This is a genomic window from Streptacidiphilus jiangxiensis (assembly GCF_900109465.1).
GTDB classification, from domain to species: Bacteria; Actinomycetota; Actinomycetes; order Streptomycetales; family Streptomycetaceae; genus Streptacidiphilus; species Streptacidiphilus jiangxiensis.
The window spans coordinates 64563-80574 of the sequence record NZ_FOAZ01000024.1 but is presented as its reverse complement, the minus strand read 5'-3'; the positions used below and the strand labels follow the sequence as shown (position 1 = coordinate 80574).

The window sequence follows — 16012 nt, the reverse complement described above, 5'->3', positions numbered from 1 at the left end:
CAGGGTGGGGCCAGCCCCACTCCTGCGCTGAACCGGGCCGTTCCCGGCCCTGCGGCAGGCAGGGTGGGAGCATCGAACGGGAGCACGGAGGGTGCGCAATGAGGCTGGTCGGTGCGTGGGTGTCGGGGTTCGGGCGGTCGTGTGCCGTCGCGGCGGTGTGCCTGGCGGTGCCGAGTACGTGGGTGGCGGCCGTCGCGCTGGGGATCTGGTGGGGAGCCGCGAACCCCTGGTCGTGGCCGGCACCGGTGCTCCTGGTCGTCGTCGGCACGGTCGGCCTCGCCCGTCCGGTCTGTCAGGCCGTGCGGCGTCTGGTCGCGCGGTGGACCGGGACGAGGATTCCCGGCGGCTATCGGGAGGCGGGGCCGGTGACCCGACTCTCCACCGGCTACTGGTGGAACGGCTTCTCCTACGAGCGCACCCGGCGCGACGCGCTCATGGACCAGCGGTGGCGGGTCCGTTGGCGCGACCCGGCCAACGTGCGGGACCTGCGGTTCGTGGCCGTCGCGCCGTTCACGGCGGGCCTGGTCGCGGCCGTGCCGCCGGTGGGGCTGGCCCTGGCCGTCCTCGGGCTCAACGAGTCACAGCTGTTCGCCCGACTCGCCGGGGCTCTCGGTCTCGTGGTCGCCCTCGCCGCCGCCCCCTTCGCCTGGCGCCTGCTGGAGCCGGTCGCGGCGCGCTTCCTGCGGCCTTCGCCCGCGATGGCGCTGGCCGAGCGGGTGGACGAACTGACGGCACAGCGCGCCGATGTGACGGTGGCGCAGGCCGCCGAGATCCGCCGGATCGAGCGGGACCTGCACGACGGCGCGCAGGCGCGGTTGGTCGCACTCGGACTGTCCCTGGCGACCGCGCAGAAGCTGATGGACCGTGACCCCGAGGCGGCCCGGGCGCTGATGCGTGAGGCCCAGGCCGGTGCGACCGCCTCGCTGGCCGAACTGCGCGAACTGATCCGGGGGATCAGCCCGCCGGTGCTGAGCGAGCGCGGGCTCGTCGACGCCCTGCGCGCGCTCGCGCTGGACAGCCCGCTGGAGGCGGAGGTGGATGTCCGGGGCGAGGCCGCAGCGGAGTTGGAGGCGCCGATCGAGTCGGCGCTGTACTTCGCGGTCGCCGAGCTGCTGACCAATGCGGCCAAGCACGCCCACGCGACCCACGCGCGGATCACGATCGGCCGGGACATGGCCGCCCTGGTCGTCGAGGTCGAGGACGACGGCAGGGGCGGCGCCGAGGTGCGCGCCGGTGGCGGCCTCGACGGCCTGCGCCGTCGGCTCGCGGTGTTCGACGGCACGTTGGAGGTGACGAGTCCGCGCGGTGGCCCCACCCGAGCGATCATCATGGTTCCATGCGAATCCTTGTAGCCGAAGACCTCTACCTGCTGCGCGACGGGATGGTCCGCCTGATCGAGGCCTGCGGTCACGAGGTGGTGGCCACGGCGAGCACCGGTCCCGAGACGCTTCAGGCGCTGCTCGCGTTCCGCCCCGATGTCTCGGTGGTCGACGTGCGGATGCCGCCGAACCAGACGGACGAGGGCCTGCGCGCGGCACTCGCGGCCCGCCGCGAGGTGCCCGGGCTGCCGATCCTGATCCTCTCCCAGCACGTCGAGCAGCTGTACGCGCGCGAGCTGCTGGCGGACGGCTCGGGCGGCGTCGGCTACCTGCTCAAGGAGAGCGTCTTCGACGCGGACCAGTTCGTCGACGCCCTGGAGCGCGTCGCCGCGGGCGGGACCGCGATGGACCCGGCGGTGATCGCCAAGCTGCTCTCGACCGGATCCCCGAGCCGCTCCCTGGACCGCCTGACCGACCGCGAGCGCGAGGTGCTGGCGCTGATGGCGGAGGGGCTGTCCAACCAGGCCGTCGGCCGCCGGCTCTTCCTCAGCGAGAGCGCGGTCGGCAAGTACACCACCTCCATGTTCGGCAAGCTCGGCATCACCGATGACGAGGACACCAACCGCCGGGTGCGCGCGGTGCTGGCCTACCTCAACTCAACAACATCTCCTTGAGTGCTCAAGTATCTGCTAGGCTGCCGACATGACCGGCAGCAGTTCCCACGACGCACTCGACACGGCCCTGCGCCTCGCCCGCGCCCAGGCGGTGCTGGCCAAGCGGCTGGACTCGGTGCTCGCCCACCGGCACGGCATCAGCTACGCCGACTTCCAGGTGCTGCTGCACCTCGGGGCCGCGCCCGGCGCCCGGATGCGCCGCGTCGACCTGGCACGGGCCGTCGGCCTGACCGCCTCCGGGGTCACCCGCGGTCTCGGCCCGCTGGAACGGATCGGCCTGGTCGAGCGGGAGAAGGACGCCCGCGACGCGCGCATCGCCTACGCCGCGCTCACCGCGACCGGCCGCGAGCGGCTGGGGGAGATGACGCTCAGCGCGGAGGAGGTCGCCGCCGACTGGTTCGCGGCCAGCTGCACCGACGCCGAGGTGGCGACGCTGGGCCGGCTGCTGACCGCGCTCGGCGGCCGCGGCCGTCCGACGGGCGATCCGGTGGCCGAGGATGCTTGACTGGGTGGATCTGCTGGTGGGGACCTCCGCCTTCGACGGCGGGCCCTGGAGCTGCGGACGGGGTGAGAGGACGGACATGACCGGGCACGGCGAACTCGCCGAGGTGACCGCGCTCGACTACGTCGAGCCGCTGCGGACCGGCGGCTCGCTGCCCGCGGTCGTCGAGACCGACGACTACGGCACCTACGTCGTGAAGTTCCACGCCGCCGCGCAGGGCCGCAAGGCGCTGGTCGCCGAGGTGCTCGTCGGCGAGCTCGCGCGTCGGCTCGGCCTGCGCGTCCCCGAGCTGGTGCTGATCCGGTTCGACCCCGCCGTCGCCGCGCACGAGCCCGACCAGGAGGTCCAGGACCTGCACCGGGCCAGTGCCGGCCTGAACCTCGGTATGGACTACCTCCCCGGCGCCACCGACTTCCGCCCCGGCCAGGACGGCGTCGACATCAGCCCCGAGGAGGCCGGCCGCGTCGTCTGGTTCGACGCGCTCGTCGGCAACGTCGACCGGACCGTCCGCAACCCCAACCTGATGGTCTGGCATCGCCGCCTCTGGCTGATCGACCACGGCGCCGCGCTCATCTTCCACCACCGCTGGGAGGGCGCGGACGAGGCCGTGGCCAAGGCCTACGACCTCTCCGCTCACGCCCTGGGCGGCTACGCCCCCGACGTGGCCGCCGCCGACGGCGTCCTCGCGCCGCTGGTGACCGACGGACTGCTGCGCGAGGTCGTCGCCGAGGTCCCCGAGGAGTGGCTCGTGCCCGAGGAGGGCCACCCGACCCCGGACGACCTGCGCGCCGCCTACGTCAGACACCTGTCGGCGCGAGTCGCCCGCTCCGCGGAGTGGATCCCGCGCTGCTTCGCCACGGCGGAGGAACTCGCCGCCGCCGACGCGGCCAAGCGGGCCCGAACCCTGGCGGGCCGCCCGGCCTGGCTCCAGCACGTGCGCGGCTGAGGCGCGCCCGCACGGGCGGGTCAGCCGCGGGCCGAGTTGTGGAAGCACGCCACGTCGTACTGCGAGTTGTTGCTGTAGTGCTGTCCACCGGTACCGCCGAGCGGGGTGTTGATGCCCGGCTCGTTGAACGGCGAGCCCGGGGAGCCCGACGCGTGGCCCGGCGTGGTGCCGCCGTTCCCCTCGATGGTCTGGCAGGACTGGCTCGGTGGACCGGTTCCACTCGGATTGCCCGCGCCCGCCCAGGCCGGCGCGGTGCCGGCCAGACTCAACAGCACCGCCAGCGACCCTGCCGCGATGATGCGCCGCATCCTGCTCACCTCCTCACATCTCTCTCGAGGGAGTACGCGCGCGGAAGGGGGTAGGTTCAGCCTCATGCGGATCACGGTCATAGGCGCAGGTGCCATCGGCGGGTTCATCGGCGCGCGGCTCGCAGCCGCCGGCGCGACGGTCGGCGCGGTCGTGCGGGGCGCGACGTACACCGCGCTCGACGCCCACGGCTGGCGGGTGCGGGAGGCGGACGGCACCCTGCTCACCGCACCGCTCGCCGCGCTCGCCGACTCCGCCGATCCCGCCGCCGTCAAGGCGCTCGGCGAGCAGGACCTCGTGCTGCTGGGGGTGAAGGCGCAGGCACTGCCCGCGGTGCTGCCCGCCGTCACTCCGCTGCTCGGACCCGCGACGATCGTGCTGCCCGCGCTCAACGGCGTGCCGTGGTGGTTCTTCGACGGCTTCGGCGGTCCCTGCGAGGGCCGTTCCCTCGACGCCGTGGACCCCGGCGGCCGGATCGCGGAGGCGATCCCCGTCCGACACGTCGTCGGCAGCGTCGTCCACATGAGCTGCGCGACCCCGGAGCCCGGGCTGGTCCGCCACGTCGCCGGGACCGGCCTCATCCTCGGTGAACCCGACCGCACCGGGACGCCCCGACTGGCCGCCCTGGTCGAGCTGATGCGCGGCGCCGGCCTGGAGGCCACCGCGTCGACGGCGATCCACGCGGACATCTGGTACAAGCTCTGGGGCAACATGACCACCAACCCGGTCTCCGCCCTCACCCACGCCACCGCCGACCGTATCCTCGACGACGAACTCGTCCTCGCCTTCTGCCACGCGGCGATGCGCGAGGCCGCCGAGATCGGCGCGCGCATCGGTTGCCCCATCGCCGAGACCCCCGCCGACCGCACCGTGGTCACCCGCAAGCTCGGCGCCTTCCGCACCTCGATGCTCCAGGACATGGAGGCCGGCCGAGAGTTGGAGCTGAACGCGCTTGTCGGCGCGGTCCGCGAGATCGGCCGCCTCGTCGAGGTGCCGACCCCGACGGTGGACGCGATCCTCGGCCTCACCCGCCTGGCCGCAGCCTGTCGCTGAGTCCGTCAAGTCGACCCCCGGCGGCGCGGGTGGATTGCTACGGTGGGAGCGCCGGTACCGAGGTTTCGGGATGGGACGCAATGAGCGATTACCTGTTGGCGGGTCAGGGAAGCGAGCTGGAACGTCTGCTGCTCCAGTCCGAGGTCTGGGAACCCACCGGTCGGCGCCTGCTGGAACAGCTCGGCGCCGACGGCCACGGCCGCCGCGCGCTCGACGTCGGCTGCGGTGCGCTCGGCTGGCTCCGCCTGCTCAGCGCCTGGGCCGGCGACACCGGCTCCGTGCTCGGCACCGATGTCGACGCCGACCTGCTGGGGTGCGCGGCGACCGTCGCCGAGCGCGACAAGCTGCTCAACGTGCGGCTGCTGGTCGACGACCTGTTCGCCTCCGCTCTGCAGCGGCGCGGCTTCGACCTGGTCCACGCCCGGTTGATGATCGCTCCCTTGGGCCGGGCGGAGGAGCAACTCAGCAGCCACCTCTCGCTGCTGGCGCCCGGTGGCGTCCTGGTCCTGGAGGAGCCGGACTGCAGCAGCTGGAGCTTCGACGGCCCGGTCCCCGCCACGCAGCGCCTCCTCGCGCTGCTCGCCGACGCGTTCCGCGCGGCCGGCGGCGACATGAACGCCGGCCGCAGCCTCCCGGAGCTCCTCCACGCCCGCGGGCTCACCCCCCGCGTCCGCACCGAGTCCGTCGATCTCCCTCCGGGCCATCCCTTCCTTCGCGCGCCGCTCGCGATGGCCGCCTCGCTGCGGCCCCGCCTGACGGCACTCGCCGGTGCCGACGAGCTCGACGCCCTGCTCGTCGACGCCGAGGCCGAGCTCTCCGCGCCGGACCGGCGCGGCACGACGTTCACGCTCGTCCAGGCCTGGGCCCGGGTCTGAGCTTGAGCTGAGCCGACGCAGACGTCAGTGAGACCCGGGAGCATATCCGGCTCCCGGGTCTCGTTGTGCCACCGTTGGGTGGCGTCGGCACGTTTAAGAGCCGCGGGTCATTCTCAATTCGCCGTGTTCTCCCTTTGAACTACCTCCGCACGCTGGAGCGGAGAACAGGAGTCGAACCTGCATCCGGCGAGTACTGCCCGCACTCGGTCGATCCGACGCCGGGTGGCGAATGCTGAGTCTGGAGCGAGAGTCTGAGATTGATCGCGGCTGCCTCTACCATGTTGGGCTACCTCGGCCCGAAGTGCCGAGGGGAGGACTCGAACCTCCACCGGTACCGCGTTCGTCACGACAAGCTTCAGCTTCAGCTTGCGCTCCTGGCGCACCCCGCCCACACAGGGGCGGGGAGTCTGTGTATGTCCTACGTGTTCCGGGAGAAGAGGAAGCCGAAGACGGCGTCCCCGATCCGCTGGTCGCTCACCTCGGTGCCGTTCGCCTCCTCACGTGCGAACTTGACCGCCTGCTGCAGCTTCTCCACCCGCTCCAGCAGCTCGTTGACGCGCCGCGCCGGCAGCGCACCGGAGAACTTGACCGTCGTCCAGTGGCCGATCGTCACATCCTCGGTGTAGACCTCGACCTGCGCCGGGTGCTTCTCCGTGGCCTCGGCCTTGACGTGGTTGCGGTAGACCTTCTTGGTGCGGTTGGTCTTGACCGGCTCGGTCCGCCAGCTGTCCGTCGACTCGTCGCGGCTCCAGGCCTCGGCCGCGTCCAGCACCGGCAGCTTCTTGACGAAGGTGTGCACGTCCACCAACTGCTTCTCCAGAAAGAGCAGGTAGCTCACCGGCACGTCCGCGACCACGGTCCGGCCGTCGACCTTCACGTCGGCCCGGGCCTGGCAGTTCGCCCAGTCCTTCGTCGCGGTGACGTCGAAGAGCCGTGTCAGCGAGGCCGCGGTGGCCCGCAGCACCTCCTCTGCGTGCACCTGCACCCGCGTCGACTCGGGCGGGAACATCTCGCCCTCCTCGTCACGCGGCTGGTAGGTCCGGGCGATGCCGGTCAGCAGCGCCGCCTTCTGCACGTCCTGGTGCGCCTGGGTGAGGTCGGCGAAGGCCTTGGCCTTCACGCCCTTCTCGACGGCGATGATCTGGTTCAGCTTCGTGGGCATGCGTGGTCCCCCGTGGAATCGGTCCTCTGTGGTGCGCCGCCAGGGAATCGAACCCCGCGAGCCATCCGGCCAGAGCCGGGGAGGGCCCGTTGTGTCCCAGCACTCGACGCTCGGCGCGGGCGTCTCCGTCCCGCTGGCACGAGGTTAGGGAGCGGGTCTTCGGAGCCGCCAGTGATTATTCGTGGGTGTCGCACCGGCCCGCGTCCGCGCGCGCATGGCAGCGTGGGGCGCATGCAGTTCGATGACGACGCCGGTCTGGACACCTCCGAGGTGCAGGACCGGCGCGGTTGGGGCGGTCTGCCCGGAGGTGGGAAGACGGTCGGCGGCGGGGTGGTCGGCCTGCTCGTCGCGCTCGTCGCGGTGCTGTTCGGTGTCGACCCCGCCCTGCTCGGCCTCTCCGGCGGCGCGGGTGGGACTCCCGCCGCGGGAACCGGGCAGGTGCAGAGCGCCGGGCAGCTCGCGGCCACCTGCCGCACCGGCCGGGACGCCAACGCGCGCGACGACTGCCGGGCCGTGGCCGTCGTCAACAGCGTGCAGTCCTACTGGCAGCAGTACTTCGCCTCGCACGGCCGCCGGTACACCACCGCCCCGACGGTGTTCTTCAGCGGGTCCGTGAACACCCGCTGCGGCGCCGCGAGTTCGGCCGTCGGGCCGTTCTACTGCCCGGGCGACGCGCAGGTCTACCTCGACCTCGGCTTCTACCAGGAGCTGCGCACCAAGTTCGGCGCGAAGGGTGGTCCGTTCGCCGAGGCGTACGTGCTGGCCCACGAGTACGGACACCACGTGCAGAACCTCACCGGACAGATGGCCAAGGGCGGTGGCCAGGGCGCGAACAGCGGATCCGTCCGCCTGGAACTCCAGGCGGACTGCTACGCGGGGGTGTGGGCCCACCATGCGACCACCACGCCGTCCGCGTCCACCGGCCGTCCGCTCATCACCTCGCTGACCGCGGGGGACATCTCGGACGGTCTGGACGCGGCGGCGTCCGTGGGCGACGACCGGATCCAGCAGCGCTACCAGGGGCGGGTCACCCCGGAGAGCTGGACGCACGGATCGGCGGCGCAGCGACAGCAGTGGTTCACCACGGGCTACCGCAGCGGCGATCCGTCCTCCTGCAACACCTTCTCCTGAACGCCGACGTAGCGGGGCAGGCGGCCCGCCGCCAGCATCTCGGCGAGGCTCGGCGCCGCGGCGTCCCGGTCCGACAGGAGCGGCGTGCGGACCGGCCAGGTGATGGCCAGGTCCGGGTCGAGCGGGTGCACCGTGTGCTCCCGCTGCGGCGCGTAGGTCTCCGAGCAGAGGTAGACCACCGAGGTGTCGTCGGTGAGGGAGCAGAAGGCATGGCCGAGCCCCTCCGCCATGTGCACCGCACGGCGGTCGACGGTGTCCAGCAGGACGGCCTCCCACCGACCGAAGGTCGGCGAGCCGACCCGCAGGTCCACCACCACGTCCCAGGCGGCGCCGGTGACGCAGGTGACGTACTTGGCCTGCCCCGGCGGCACGTCGGCGAAGTGCACCCCGCGCACCACCTCGGCGGCCGAGACGGACAGGTTGGCCTGGGCGGGGGTGAACGGGGTGAGGCCGGCCTCGGCCAGGCGGTCGGGCCGGTACCACTCCAGGAACGAGCCGCGCGGGTCGGCGTGCTGCTGCGGCGTGATCTCCCAGGCGCCCTCGATGCCGAGCGGGCGGATCTTCATCACGAGCCTCCGGTGGTCAGCAGGTCCAGCAGATAGGCGCCGTAGCCGCTGCGTTCCAGCGGTCGGGCGAGCTCCTCGAGGCGCGCGTCGTCGATGTAGCCCATGCGCCAGGCGATCTCCTCGACACAGCCGACCTTGAGGCCCTGGCGCTGCTCGATGACGCGCACGTACTCGGACGCCTGGACCAGTGAGTCGAAGGTGCCGGTGTCGAGCCAGACGGTGCCGCGGTCCAGGCGGCTCACCCGCAGCCGCCGCTCGGCGAGGTAGGCCCGGTTGATGTCGGTTATCTCCAACTCGCCTCGGGCGCTGGGCCGCAGGCGCCTGGCCAGGTCGACCACGTCGTTGTCGTAGAAGTAGAGCCCGGGCACCGCGTAGCGGGACCTGGGGCGGGCGGGCTTCTCCTCGATCGACAGGGCGGTGCCCGTCTCGTCGAACTCGACGACGCCGAACGCGGAGGGGTCGGCGACCGGGTAGGCGAAGATGTGGCCGCCGTCCAGGCCCTTGTTCTCCGCCAGTCGGGTGCCGAGCCCGCTGCCGTGGAAGATGTTGTCCCCGAGGATGAGCGCCACGGTCTCGTCCCCGATGAAGTCCGCCCCCAGGACGAACGCCTGGGCGATGCCCTCGGGGCGCTGCTGCACCAGGTACTCGAGCCGGACGCCCCACTGCGAGCCGTCCCCGAGCAGTCGGCGGAACTGCTCCTGGTCGTCGGGTGCGGTCAGCACCAGGATCTCCTGGACGCCGGCCATCAACAGGGTGGCGAGCGGGTAGTAGATCATCGGCTTGTCGTAGACGGGCATGAGCTGCTTGGACACGGACCGGGTCAGCGGCCACAACCTGCTACCGGTGCCGCCCGCGAGAAGGATGCCGCGCATGTCGCACACAGTAGCCGGAGTTGATGTCCAGTCAGGGGTCGATCCGAAGAAGCGGTCGAACGTTCACCGACGCGCACCGGCGTTCCGACCCGCTCGGGCGGACCCTCTGCCTATGCTGGCCGCACTATGCGCATTCTGGTCACCGGCGGTGCCGGTTTCATCGGTTCGGAGTTCGTCCGGCAGACACTCACCGAGGTCGGAGCCCCGCTCCACGGTGCGCGGGTCACCGTCCTGGACAAGCTCACCTACTCGGGCGTGCGCGCCAACCTGGCCCCGGTCGAAGGCCATCCCGGGTTCACCTTCGTCCACGGCGACATCTGCGACCCGGCCGTGGTCGACGAGGTGGCGGCCGGGCAGGACGCGGTGGTCCACTTCGCCGCCGAGTCCCATGTGGACCGGTCGATCACCGGCGCCGTGCCGTTCGTCACCACCAACGTGCTGGGCACCCAGGTGCTGCTGGACGCGGCGCGCCGGCACCGGGTCGGCCGCTTCCTCCACGTCTCCACCGACGAGGTCTACGGCTCGATCGCCGAGGGCTCCTGGACGGAGGAGTGGCCGCTCGCGCCCAACTCGCCCTACGCCGCGTCGAAGGCGTCCTCGGACCTGATGGCGCTGGCCCACCACCGCACCCACGGCGCGGACGTCGTCGTCACCCGCTGCTCCAACAACTACGGGCCGTACCAGTTCCCCGAGAAGGTCATCCCGCTCTTCACCACCAATCTCCTGGACGGCGGCACCGTGCCGCTCTACGGGACCGGTGCCAACGTGCGCGACTGGCTGCACGTCGCCGACCACTGCCGCGGCATCGCGCTGGCCCTGCTCAAGGGTCGCGCCGGCGAGGTCTACCACCTGGGGGGCGGACGCGAGCTGAGCAACCGTGAGCTGACCGGCCTGCTGCTGGAGGCCACGGGCACGGACTGGCAGCGGGTGGTGCCCGTCGAGGACCGCAAGGGACACGACCTGCGGTACTCGCTCGACATCGGCAAGGCACGGCACGAGCTCGGCTACGAGCCCCAGGTCGCCTTCGAGCAGGGCCTCGCGGACACCGTCGCCTGGTACCGCGACAACCGCGCCTGGTGGGAGCCGCTGAAGCAGCGGGCGGCCACCGCATGAGCCGGCCCGTGCCGTTGCGCTGGCTCGTCACCGGCGCGGGCGGCATGCTCGGGCAGGAGCTCACCGCGGCGCTCGGCGCGGCGGGGGAGCGGCAGGTCACCGCGGTCGACCGGGCCGCGTTGGACGTCACGGACGCGGCGGCGGTGCGGGCCGCGGTCGCCGGGAACGACGTGGTGGTCAACTGTGCCGCGTACACGAACGTCGACGGGGCGGAGGGCGAACCGGACCGGGCCGAAGCCGTCAACGGCCACGCGGTGGGCCTGTTGGCGGAGGCGTGCGGGCGCGGCGGCGCGCGACTGCTGCAGCTCTCCACCGACTACGTGCTGCCGGGCACCTCGCCCGAGCCGCAGCCCGAGCACGCGCCGACCGGCCCCGCGAACGCGTACGGTCGCAGCAAGCTGCTCGGCGAGCGCCTGCTCGCCGAGCGACTGCCGGACGCGGGCTACGTCGTCCGCACCGCCTGGCTCTACGGCGAGCACGGCGGCAACTTCGTGGCCACGATGCTGCGTCTGGCCGCGGAGCGGCCGGGCGTGGAGGTGGTCGACGACCAGTACGGCCAGCCGACGTGGACCGCGCCGCTGGCCGGCCAGCTGGTCGCCCTGGGCCGCGCCGCGGCGGCGGGCGAGGCCCCGCCCGGCGTCTACCACGGCACGGCGGCCGGCCGCACCACCTGGTACGGCCTCGCCCGCGCGGTCTTCACCCACGCCGGCCTGGACCCGGAACGGGTCCGCCCCACGACCACCGCGGCGTTCCCGCGCCCGGCAGCTCGCCCGGCATCGAGCGTGCTGTCGCATGCGCGGTGGGCGGAGGCGGGGATGGCCGTGCAGCCGGACTGGGAGGAGTCGCTCACGGAGGCGCTGCGCCGCCCGGCGTTTCAGGAGCTGATCGCCAAAGCACAGGGGTGAGTCGCACTACCCAGGGGCGCGGGGAACTGCGCGAGCAACCACCCTGTGCGGATGGCCCTGTTATTGGGGGACCATCTGCTCGTCAGATGGGGGCACCTCCCGGCCGAAGGCTGGGGGATTGTCGCGCAGTTCCCCGCGCCGCTGATGGTTCATCGCCGTTCGAAGAGCAATCCGTCCCGCTCCTCGTACAGGTCACCCGTCTGCGGACACACCCACGTGCCCGGCTCCGTCTCGGACTCCGTGAGGCGCGCACCCGCCCGTCCCACCCAGCCGATGCGGTGGGCGGGCACGCCCGCGACCAGGGCGAAGGCCGGGACGTCGCGGGTCACCACCGCGCCCGCGGCGACCAGCGACCAGCGGCCGACGTGGACCGGGGCCACGCAGACGGACCGGGCGCCGAGCGACGCGCCCTCCTCGACCACGACGGCCACGGCCTCCCAGTCCTCGCCGCGCTTCAGCTTGCCCTCGGGGGTGACCGAGCGCGGGAAGTGGTCGTTGGTCAGGACCGCGGCAGGGCCGACGAAGACGCCGTCGCCCAGCACGGCGGGCTCGTAGACCAGGGCGTGGTTCTGCAGTTTGACCCGGTCGCCGAGGCGGACGCCGGGGCCGACATAGGCGCCGCGGCCGACGATGCACTCGCGGCCGAGGACGGCCTTCTCGCGGATCTGGGCGAGGTCCCAGACCGTGGTGCCGTCGCCGACCTCGGCCGACGGGTCGACCTGGGCGGTCGGGCGGACGTTGGGGGCGTGGACGGACTCGCTCATCTGTGGTTCTCCCAGGGGAGGCGGGGACAGGGGGAGGTCAGCCACGGCTGCTCTCGTCGCGCAGCCAGGTGGTGTGGTTGCCGGCCCGGACCGCGCGGCGCGCGGCGCGGCGGGCCAGGACGGCCGTGGCGGCGAAGACCACGACGGAGGGCAGCAGGCGCGGTTCGGCGCGGACGAGGGCACGCAGGTCACCGAGGCTCGTGCGGGCGCTCGCGGCCCCGCTGCCGTGCGCCGGGACCCCGTCCGTGCGCTGGTGATGCTCCAGTTGCTCGGTGGATGTGGTCGCTCTGATACGACGACGCATCAGATCAGGCCAGCTGCGCGGAGGTTGGACGACCACGGTGGCTTCGGGTACCACCTTTCTCTCCTCGGGGCGGAACGCGAGGGAGAATGCCAGGTCGTCCGCCATCAGCTCGGGAAGGCCTGTGAGACGGCTGTGGCCTTCCTTTGAAACGCCTACGACACCACGCCCGAACAGTCCGTGACGGACCGTCGGCAGACGTAGCCACACCCGGTAGAAGGCGCGCACGCGCCAGTCGCTCGCGGAGAGCGGTATCTCGCGTTCGGGTGCGACCGCCAGTACGTCGGGGGAGAGGGCCGACACCACGCGTCGTGCGTCCGCGCCGGTCAGCACCACGTCGGCGTCGACGTAGAGCCGGGGGAAGCCCCGGGCGTGGTCGTCACCCGCTCTCAACGCCTGGTGCTTCGACGGTTGTTCGAGTTCCACGACGCGGACGGCGGGGCCGCGGGAGCGGGCTGTGGCGGCGGTGCCGTCGGTGCAGCCGTTGCACACCACGACGATGTCCAGTCCCTCGGGGCCCTCGGTCAGCAGCGCGTCCAACAGGCGCCCGATCACCCGCTCCTCGTTGTGAGCGGGGATCACCAGGCTGATCTCTTCACGAGTCACCTACGAAGTATGGCCAGAACTTGCACCACCGGAATGACGAACTATTGGATTCTTTCCCTCCGTTGCGTCGCCATGGTCTAGATTGCTGCGCGAGCGGGGGGTTCGGCGGGGTTGATCTGCCCTTGACCGTTTCCGGTCTCCGGGGGGAAGACGGAGGCCTGCTTCTCGCTTCGCACCATCCCGGACCGACGAGTTCGGGCATCGGGACCACTCTCGCACGACCTCTAGCACAGCGACAGATCGACCTGTTCGGCCAGTTCGACTTGTGACAGACGTGGGCTGAGGCGGTAGCCGTAGACCCGGGGGGATGCATGATCGTCGGACCGATGACGCATGGACTCCAACAGACGAATCGCGCGCAGGGGAGCGCTCGTCGGCGACGCCGATGGCTGCGCACCTACCGGCGCACCCTGCTGATCGCGGACGGTCTGGCCGCGCTGACGGCAGGCCTGCTCATCCATACCGTGCACGAGCACTGGGCGTTGGTGATCGGGCTGCCACCGGCCTGGCTCTTCGCCATGGGCGCCTACCGGGCCTACGACGCCGACATGCTCGGCTCCGGGCGTGAGGAGTTCCGCCGGGTGCTGCGCGGTGCGGTCGCGCTGCCGGCCATCGCCGTCAGCTGCTACTGGCTGCTGCTGCGCGACGACGACGTCCTGCACTCCATGATGCAGGCGGCGGTCCCGGTCGCGGTGACCGCCGTCCTGGTGCGGCTGGCCCTGCGCAGACGGTTGCTGAAGCGCTTCGCCACCGAGCGGCGCCATCGGGCGGCCGTCCTGGTCGGCTCGGCCGAGGGCCTCGGCCAGGTGCTGCCGCGCCTGGGCCGGGCACCCGCCGCGGCGCTGAGCGTGGCGGGCGTCTGCCTGGCCGATCCCGAGCAGGCGGCCGCGCTCGGCCCGTGGGCCGAGCAGGTCTGGGGCGGGCTGAACGAGCTGCAGAACGCGCTGCACGACACCGACAGCGCGACGGTGGTGGTGGTCCCGAGCCCGCAGATCGGCGGCGCCGAGATGCGACGCCTCTCCTGGAGCGCCGCGGCGGCCGGGGCCGACTTCCTGGTCGCGCCGCTGCTGACGGACGTGGCCGAGTCCCGGCTCACGGTGCGGGTGGCCGACGGCATGGCGCTGATCGGGGTCCGCGCGCCGCAGCTGGGCCGCGGCGCCCGGCTGCCCAAGGAGGTTCTGGAACGGGGACTCGCCGCGGTGCTGCTGATCCTGCTGGCCCCGCTGATGCTGGCGGTCTCGCTGGTGGTGCGGATGGACAGCAGGGGGCCGGCCCTCTTCCGGCAGCGCCGGGTGGGCCAGTACGGCAACCACTTCACCATGCTCAAGTTCCGCACCATGCACGAGGACGCGGAACACGGCAGGGACAAGCTGGAGGAGTTCAACCAGAACAGCGACGGGTTGCTCTTCAAGATCAAGGCCGACCCGCGCGTCACCCGGGTGGGCACCTCCCTGCGGCGCTACTCGATCGACGAACTCCCGCAGCTGATCAACGTGATGGCCGGTCACATGTCGCTCGTCGGGCCGCGTCCCTCGCTGCCCGTCGAGGCGGACGGCTACACCAACGAGATCCGGCGTCGACTCCTGGTCAAGCCCGGCCTCACCGGGCTCTGGCAGGTCAGTGGACGGTCCGACCTCTCCTGGGAGGAGGCGGTCCGGCTCGACCTGGCCTACGTCGACAACTGGTCCTTCGCGCTCGACGCCGAGATCCTGCGGCGCACCGGCCCGGCCGTGGTGCGCGGGACAGGGGCCTACTGATGCCCGTACGCAAGACAGCCAGTACCGCATCCGCACTGACGAGGGGGACCGCACAGGTGGGGCAGAACGACGTGCAGGACAACGGCCGGGCGCGTGGGCCGCTCGGTGTCGCCGTGGTCGGCGCCGGCTACTGGGGGCCGAACCTGGTCCGCAACTTCCAGGCCTGCGACCGGTTCCGGCTGCGCTGGCTGTGCGACCTCGACGAGGCGCGGGCCCGTCGCGTCCTCGGGGGCTACTCCACCGTCCAGACCACCGCCGACCTCGGCGAGGTGTTGGCCGACCCGGAGGTGGACGCGGTCGCGGTGGCCACCCCGGCCGGTACCCATCTCGACGTCGCCCTGGCGGCCCTGCGGGCCGGCAAGCACGTGCTGGTGGAGAAGCCGCTCGCGGCGACCTATGCCGACGGCCTGCGGCTGGTCGAGGAGGCCGAACAGCGCGGCCTGACCCTGATGTGCGACCACACCTACTGCTACACCCCGGCCGTCGGCCGGATCCGCGAGCTCGTGCTCGGCGGCGAGCTGGGCGAGCTGCACTACGTGGACTCGGTGCGGATCAACCTGGGACTGGTGCAGAAGGACATCGACGTGCTGTGGGACCTGGCCCCGCACGATCTGTCGATCCTCGACGTCATCCTGCCCGAGCACGTGCGGCCCGTCGCGGTCGCCGCCCACGGTGCCGACCCGATCGGGGCCGGCCAGGCCTGCGTCGCCTACCTCACGCTCCAGCTGAGCACCGGCGCGATCGCCCACGTCCACGTGAACTGGCTCTCGCCGACCAAGGTCCGCACCACCATGGTGGGCGGCGCGAAGCGCACCCTGGTCTGGGACGACCTGAACCCCGGCCAGCGCGTCGCCGTCTTCGACCGCGGCGTCGACCTGGCCGCCCCGCAGGAGATCGGCGCCGAGGAGCGCCGCGACATGCTCATCTCCTACCGCAGCGGGGACATGGTCGCGCCCGCGCTCGCCGAGCGCGAGGCGCTGCGGTCCATGGTCGAGGAGTTCGCCGAGGCGATCACCACCGGGCGCCCGCCGCTGACCGACGGCCGGTCCGGGCTGCGCGTGCTGGACATCCTCGAGGCCGCCTCGCGCAGCCTCGCCTACCACGGCGCGGTCGTCGGCCTGCGCACCGGCCACTGAACGGCTCTCTCAGAAACCAGAACC

The 16012-nt window shown here is 72.2% G+C and carries 17 protein-coding genes; 11 read left to right on the top strand and 6 right to left on the bottom strand.

The window, feature by feature from the left end; genetic code table 11:
* Nucleotides 1-98 precede the first annotated feature (98 nt).
* From BMY61_RS34945 to BMY61_RS34930, 4 genes are all read left to right on the top strand, one after another.
* On the top strand, nt 99-1352 hold the full coding sequence (locus BMY61_RS34945; protein WP_042449917.1) for a sensor histidine kinase: 1254 nt from the start codon (nt 99-101) through the stop codon (nt 1350-1352).
* On the top strand, nt 1337-1993 hold the full coding sequence (locus tag BMY61_RS34940; protein WP_042449912.1) for a response regulator transcription factor: 657 nt from the start codon (nt 1337-1339) through the stop codon (nt 1991-1993). Before BMY61_RS34945 ends, BMY61_RS34940 begins: the two co-directional genes overlap by 16 nt.
* Before the next feature lie 28 nt (nt 1994-2021).
* Nucleotides 2022-2498: a MarR family winged helix-turn-helix transcriptional regulator gene (locus BMY61_RS34935; RefSeq protein ID WP_042449911.1), complete on the top strand. Its 477-nt coding sequence runs from the start codon at nt 2022-2024 to the stop codon at nt 2496-2498.
* Nucleotides 2499-2574: 76 nt separating this feature from the next.
* A complete protein-coding gene (locus BMY61_RS34930; RefSeq protein ID WP_042450057.1) occupies nt 2575-3441 on the top strand; it encodes a HipA family kinase in 867 nt (288 codons plus the stop codon).
* Between the two features lie 20 nt (nt 3442-3461).
* On the opposite strand, the gene BMY61_RS34925 is transcribed toward BMY61_RS34930, so the two are convergent.
* Entirely contained in the window at nt 3462-3749 is a 288-nt protein-coding gene (locus tag BMY61_RS34925; RefSeq protein ID WP_042449905.1) for a hypothetical protein, read from the bottom strand.
* A gap of 64 nt (nt 3750-3813) precedes the next feature.
* Here BMY61_RS34925 and BMY61_RS34920 point away from each other — a divergent pair, with 64 nt between their 5' ends.
* Nucleotides 3814-4800 carry a 2-dehydropantoate 2-reductase gene (locus tag BMY61_RS34920; RefSeq protein ID WP_042449903.1) on the top strand — a complete coding sequence of 329 codons (987 nt, stop codon included), beginning with the start codon at nt 3814-3816 and terminating at the stop codon, nt 4798-4800.
* An 80-nt stretch (nt 4801-4880) separates the two neighbouring features.
* Nucleotides 4881-5675 carry a class I SAM-dependent methyltransferase gene (locus BMY61_RS34915; protein WP_042449901.1) on the top strand — a complete coding sequence of 265 codons (795 nt, stop codon included), beginning with the start codon at nt 4881-4883 and terminating at the stop codon, nt 5673-5675.
* Between the two features lie 418 nt (nt 5676-6093).
* On the opposite strand, the gene BMY61_RS34910 is transcribed toward BMY61_RS34915, so the two are convergent.
* Nucleotides 6094-6837 (bottom strand): DUF7873 family protein, encoded by a 744-nt coding sequence (locus BMY61_RS34910; protein ID WP_042449900.1) that lies wholly within the window; start codon nt 6835-6837, stop codon nt 6094-6096.
* Nucleotides 6838-7068: 231 nt separating this feature from the next.
* On the opposite strand from BMY61_RS34910, the gene ypfJ reads away from it, so the two are divergent.
* Entirely contained in the window at nt 7069-7968 is a 900-nt protein-coding gene (gene ypfJ, locus BMY61_RS34905) for a KPN_02809 family neutral zinc metallopeptidase (RefSeq protein WP_042449898.1), read from the top strand.
* Here ypfJ and BMY61_RS34900 read toward each other — a convergent pair.
* Both BMY61_RS34900 and rfbA read right to left on the bottom strand, forming a co-directional pair.
* Nucleotides 7926-8534 (bottom strand): dTDP-4-dehydrorhamnose 3,5-epimerase family protein, encoded by a 609-nt coding sequence (locus BMY61_RS34900; RefSeq protein WP_042449896.1) that lies wholly within the window; start codon nt 8532-8534, stop codon nt 7926-7928. The two genes, ypfJ and BMY61_RS34900, sit on opposite strands and share 43 nt — an antisense overlap.
* A complete protein-coding gene (rfbA, locus tag BMY61_RS34895; protein WP_042449894.1) occupies nt 8534-9406 on the bottom strand; it encodes a glucose-1-phosphate thymidylyltransferase RfbA in 873 nt (290 codons plus the stop codon). Before rfbA ends, BMY61_RS34900 begins: the two co-directional genes overlap by 1 nt.
* Nucleotides 9407-9532: 126 nt before the next feature.
* Between rfbA and rfbB the strand changes: the two genes are divergently transcribed.
* Together rfbB and rfbD are read left to right on the top strand one after the other, a co-directional pair.
* Nucleotides 9533-10519 (top strand): dTDP-glucose 4,6-dehydratase, encoded by a 987-nt coding sequence (gene rfbB, locus BMY61_RS34890; RefSeq protein ID WP_042449893.1) that lies wholly within the window; start codon nt 9533-9535, stop codon nt 10517-10519.
* Nucleotides 10516-11424: a dTDP-4-dehydrorhamnose reductase gene (gene rfbD / locus BMY61_RS34885; RefSeq protein ID WP_042449891.1), complete on the top strand. Its 909-nt coding sequence runs from the start codon at nt 10516-10518 to the stop codon at nt 11422-11424. The genes rfbB and rfbD overlap by 4 nt, the downstream gene beginning before the upstream one ends.
* Before the next feature lie 149 nt (nt 11425-11573).
* On the opposite strand, the gene BMY61_RS34880 is transcribed toward rfbD, so the two are convergent.
* Nucleotides 11574-12188, bottom strand: a complete 615-nt coding sequence (locus BMY61_RS34880) for an acyltransferase (protein ID WP_042449889.1) — start codon at nt 12186-12188, stop codon at nt 11574-11576.
* Nucleotides 12189-12225: 37 nt separating this feature from the next.
* The gene (locus BMY61_RS34875) at nt 12226-13095 is read right to left on the bottom strand and encodes a glycosyltransferase family 2 protein (RefSeq protein WP_042449887.1); all 870 of its coding nucleotides are present in this window, start codon (nt 13093-13095) and stop codon (nt 12226-12228) included.
* Nucleotides 13096-13421: 326 nt separating this feature from the next.
* Here BMY61_RS34875 and BMY61_RS34870 point away from each other — a divergent pair, with 326 nt between their 5' ends.
* Entirely contained in the window at nt 13422-14852 is a 1431-nt protein-coding gene (locus BMY61_RS34870) for an exopolysaccharide biosynthesis polyprenyl glycosylphosphotransferase (protein WP_082015133.1), read from the top strand.
* A 56-nt stretch (nt 14853-14908) separates the two neighbouring features.
* A complete protein-coding gene (locus BMY61_RS34865; protein ID WP_236656076.1) occupies nt 14909-15988 on the top strand; it encodes a Gfo/Idh/MocA family protein in 1080 nt (359 codons plus the stop codon).
* Nucleotides 15989-16012: the final 24 nt, after the last annotated feature.